Here is a 4,056-nt window from a genome sequence, read left to right as displayed (position 1 = left end):
CGGGGGGTGGACGCCCGCCTACAGATCGTCGGGCGCCAGGACGCGGCGGAGACCGCGGACCTGCTCGCCAGGGCGTCCGCCGGTGGGGTGCGGGACCGTGTCGAGCTGCTCGGCGAGCGGGACGACGTGCCCCGGCTGCTGGTCGCCGCGTCGCTGCTGCTGGTCACCTCGTATCACGAGGGTCTGCCGAGCGTCGTGCTCGAGGCGTGCGCGGTCGCCACTCCGGTGCTGGCCACGGACCTGCCCGGGATCGCGGAGGTCGCCCGCCTGCTGCCCGGGATCACGATGTTGCCGCTGTCCGCCACGGACGAGATCTGGGCCGACACGGCCCGGGTACTGACCGCCGTCCCGCCGCTGCTCGAGGACCGGCGGGCGGCGCTGCGGCACTTCGTGCGCTCGCCGTTCACGCTCGAGAACTGGCAGCGGGAGCTGACGGCGGTCTGGTCGAGGCCGCCTGAGCCGAGGCCGTCTGAGCGGAGGCCGTCTGAGGGGCTGCCTGAACGGCGCCGGTAGACGGGTGGATCGTCGTGCTCCGGCGGGCCGTCCAGCCGCCGTGCGAGAAGAACTCCCCACTCGCCCAGCGGGTGACGACGTCATGGTCGGGCTGGGCGAACCGTTCGGGCAGGGCATCCAGGGGATGCCAGGCCAGCCGGCGCGGCCGGCGGGGGACGCCGGGGGCGGCCGGGTCGTGGGCGCCGGTGGCGCCGTACGTTCGGGTGACGTGGAAGAACAGCCCAAGTTGTTCCCGGTCGTCCGCCCAGTGATGCGCCACGTGTTCCAGCCGGACATCCTCGACCGTTGTCAGCAGCGCCGCCTGTTCGCGCGCCAGCCGGACCGCGGCATCGCCGGCGGCCTGCCCCTGAAGATTTCCGGCCGGCAGCCGCCAGCATGCCGGCGACGTCTCGTCGCCGGTGGCGAGAAGAATTCTGTCCTCGGTGCGCACCAACAGGTGAACCCGCACCGGCAGCGCCGACCGGCTCATTTCGCGGTGCGCTTTTCGTGGGGAGTGTTCCGGCACGTCGTCATGGCCGTATCCCGTTCTTCCGGACACCGTCGGGCCCGCTCCTGGCACGGTGGTGTCGGTGCTGGCGGCCGGTGCCCTGGACCGGCGCGGTAAGGGTGCGGCGGCGCAGGTCGCACGACCGGGGGCTGTCGCCGTAACCTGCGCCGCCGCACCCGCTGTGCGGTATCGGCGATCCCCACCCCGGTGGGGTGAGTGGGGACGGAGGCGGGGATCGCCGATACCAGTTCGACCTCGGTGGCCGGGGCACGGTCAGCCGGCCACCGAGGAGCTCGTGGCCCCCTCGGAAAGGTCCCCGGCGACGCGAAAAAGGGGCATTATCGCGCGCCGCCGGAGGCCAACTTGGAGTGTGGGTGACAACCAACATCCAGCGTCTTTCCACCTCTTTGGAAGGCCGGTCGTCCGCTGAACTGTTTCGGAGCTTAGGGTGCGTCCGGCGGGTGCGTCCACTCCCAATTGTCCGGTATCCGTGACGGGCGAACTCCGGTTGTTGGCCGATCGGTGCCCGGACGTATTAGTTCGCCGCGCCGACGGGCGTCCGATGGCTGGTTCCGCTCGAATCCAGAGGGTATCCGAACTCCCGGCCGGTGGGAACGTCCGGCCGTATTGTGTCCCGCTCCTGAAACCACCCACATCGTCCCCGCGGGGCCGTAAGAGACCTCCCGGCGAATCCATCGGTATCCCCTACCGGACGGGGAGATCCGGCCGAGACGGTATTCATCGGGCGGGATTTCTGGCCCCGGTGGAATACCGGACGTAATTTTCACAACCAGATGACGACGGATGCCTGGCCGCATCTCAACGGACGGTGGGTGCGTGGTGTGCTGGGCTGTCTGGCTACCCGGATACCCGGAGCGCCTTCGCTCGGGGCGTCGTGGTGACCGGCTGTACGGCGTCGACCGGCGCGATCGGTGCCGCCGCGGCCCCACCGCTGTCGGGATCGGGTGCTCCCGGGAGTCGTCCCGGGGCCCGGCCGGTGGGCCGGTGGGACGGTGGTGACAGGATGGAAGTGAGAGGATGGTGACAGAAAGACACGGCATGGCGTCTCTCTCGGCAGGGTACTGCGATGTGGTGTCCGCCACGTAAGGGGTCGGGGAAGGGGATATTGCGGGGCGGTGGGTATCCGTGTGACTGGTGTTACAGCCGCAGGCGCCGCTGAGGGCCGATGACGTTCCGGTGGTAGGGCCGTAACGGCCGTGCGACGTAGGTGGTCGCCCGACAGCGCTGAGCAACGCCCATCGTCGATGGCCTGCGCTGCCCCTCCGTGACCGTCCTGGTCGGGCCGCGTTGATCAGCCGTATTGGTCAGGCTGTATCGGTCGGGCCGTATCGGTCGGGAATGTGGCGGTCGACGGATCGTGTTGATCGCCAGCTGATCGCCCGCCCGGCCGGGGTCAAAACATCCCGCAGTCTACCAGAATTGAAAAAAGAGTCGAGCTGGGTAGTTCTGGACACGGCAGACGTCGATCTGTGAGGATGCCGGCCGGTGACCCTCAAAGTCGTTTAGGCTCACTGCGACAACGGAATGCATCGACGATAGAGGAGTTCTCTGACGTGGTTACGCGAGTGGGTGTCAACGGCTTCGGCCGTATCGGCCGCAACTTCTGGCGGGCGCTTCAGGCGAGTAAGCGTAACGACATAGAGATCGTTGCAGTGAACGACCTTACCGACAACAGGACACTTGCGCATCTGCTCAAGTACGATACTACGCTGGGCACGCTGTCGGAGTCGGTGAGTCCCGCCGACGGCGGGATCAAGGTCGGCGACGGCTTCCTCAAGGTGGTCTCCGAGCGTGACCCGGCGGCCCTGCCCTGGGGGGACCTCGGGGTCGAGGTCGTCGTCGAGTCCACCGGCCGGTTCACCAAGGCCGAGGACGCCCGCAAGCACCTCGAGGCGGGCGCGAAAAAGGTGATCATCTCCGCGCCGGCCAAGGGTGAGGACCTCACCGTCGTCATCGGCGTGAACGACGACGTCTACGACCCGGCGAAGCACACGATCCTGTCGAACGCCTCCTGCACGACCAACTGCGTGGCGCCGCTGGCCAAGGTTCTCGAGGACACCTTCGGCATCGAGCGCGGCCTGATGACGACCGTGCACGCCTACACCAACGACCAGGTCATCCTCGACTTCCCGCACTCGGACCTGCGCCGCGCCCGCGCCGCCGCCCAGAACATCATCCCGACGACGACCGGCGCGGCCAGGGCGACCTCCCTGGTGCTGCCGCAGCTCAAGGGCAAGCTGGACGGGCTGGCCCTGCGCGTTCCCGTCCTCGACGGGTCGGTGACCGACCTGGTCGTCACGCTCAAGCGCGAGGTCACGATCGAGGAGGTCAACGCCGCCTACCGGGCCGCCGCCGAGGGCCCGCTCAAGGGCGTCCTCGTCTACACCGAGGACCCGATCGTCTCCTCCGACATCGTTGGGACGGCCGCCTCCTGCACCTTCGACTCGCTGCTCACCTTCGCCAGCGGCAACCAGGTGAAGGTCATCGGCTGGTACGACAACGAGTGGGGCTACTCCAACCGCCTGGTGGACCTCACCGCCCTCGTCGGCGGACGCCTGTAGGGCATCGGGGCAGGAGACCCTGATGGCCCCCGGCGGCGCGAAGGAGATCGTCGCGTCGCCCTCGGCGGTAGCTCCCCTGGTGGCCTCGGGCAGTGCGATGAAGATCGTCGCACTGCCTCTGGTCGGGTGGAGAGTTGGCGACTTCTGGTGGCCTCGGGCGACGCGACAGGATCCGACGAGATCACGGTCGCGTCGCCCGAGGCCGGTTAGGACTTCGGAGTAACGGCGTGACGACCATTGACGATCTACAGGTCGGCGGGCGGCGGGTCATCGTCCGCAGCGACCTGAACGTTCCGCTGGACCGTTCCGGCGACACACCCCGGATCACCGACGACGGACGGGTCCGCGCCAGCGTGCCCACCATCCGGGCGCTGCTGGACCGGGGTGCCCGGGTGGTCGTCTCCTCCCATCTGGGACGGCCCAGGGGCACACCCGACCCGGCGTACTCGCTCACCCCGGTCGCCGGCCGGCTCG

The 4,056-nt window shown here is 68.9% G+C and carries 3 protein-coding genes and 1 pseudogene (1 of these 4 only partly in view); 3 read left to right on the top strand and 1 reads right to left on the bottom strand.

Annotated elements, in window-relative coordinates:
• Positions 1-6: 6 nt before the first annotated feature.
• Complete coding sequence (locus FrCorBMG51_RS30815; protein ID WP_235433407.1) at positions 7-513, top strand: glycosyltransferase; 507 nt, start codon at positions 7-9, stop codon at positions 511-513.
• On the opposite strand, the gene FrCorBMG51_RS07780 is transcribed toward FrCorBMG51_RS30815, so the two are convergent.
• Positions 404-1,051, bottom strand: coding sequence for an NUDIX domain-containing protein (locus FrCorBMG51_RS07780; RefSeq protein WP_157180429.1), 648 nt, complete (start codon positions 1,049-1,051; stop codon positions 404-406). The genes FrCorBMG51_RS30815 and FrCorBMG51_RS07780 overlap by 110 nt on opposite strands.
• Positions 1,052-2,574: 1,523 nt before the next feature.
• Between FrCorBMG51_RS07780 and gap the strand changes: the two genes are divergently transcribed.
• Together gap and FrCorBMG51_RS07770 are read left to right on the top strand one after the other, a co-directional pair.
• Positions 2,575-3,582 carry a type I glyceraldehyde-3-phosphate dehydrogenase gene (gene gap / locus FrCorBMG51_RS07775; RefSeq protein ID WP_047222416.1) on the top strand — a complete coding sequence of 336 codons (1,008 nt, stop codon included), beginning with the start codon at positions 2,575-2,577 and terminating at the stop codon, positions 3,580-3,582.
• Positions 3,583-3,809: 227 nt separating this feature from the next.
• A pseudogene (locus FrCorBMG51_RS07770) lies at positions 3,810-4,056 on the top strand (phosphoglycerate kinase) (it continues 1,045 nt past the right edge of the window).

Origin of the sequence: Protofrankia coriariae (assembly GCF_001017755.1) — a bacterium.
GTDB lineage: Bacteria > Actinomycetota > Actinomycetes > Frankiales > Frankiaceae > Protofrankia > Protofrankia coriariae.
This window is presented reverse-complemented; position numbering and strand designations above follow the sequence as displayed.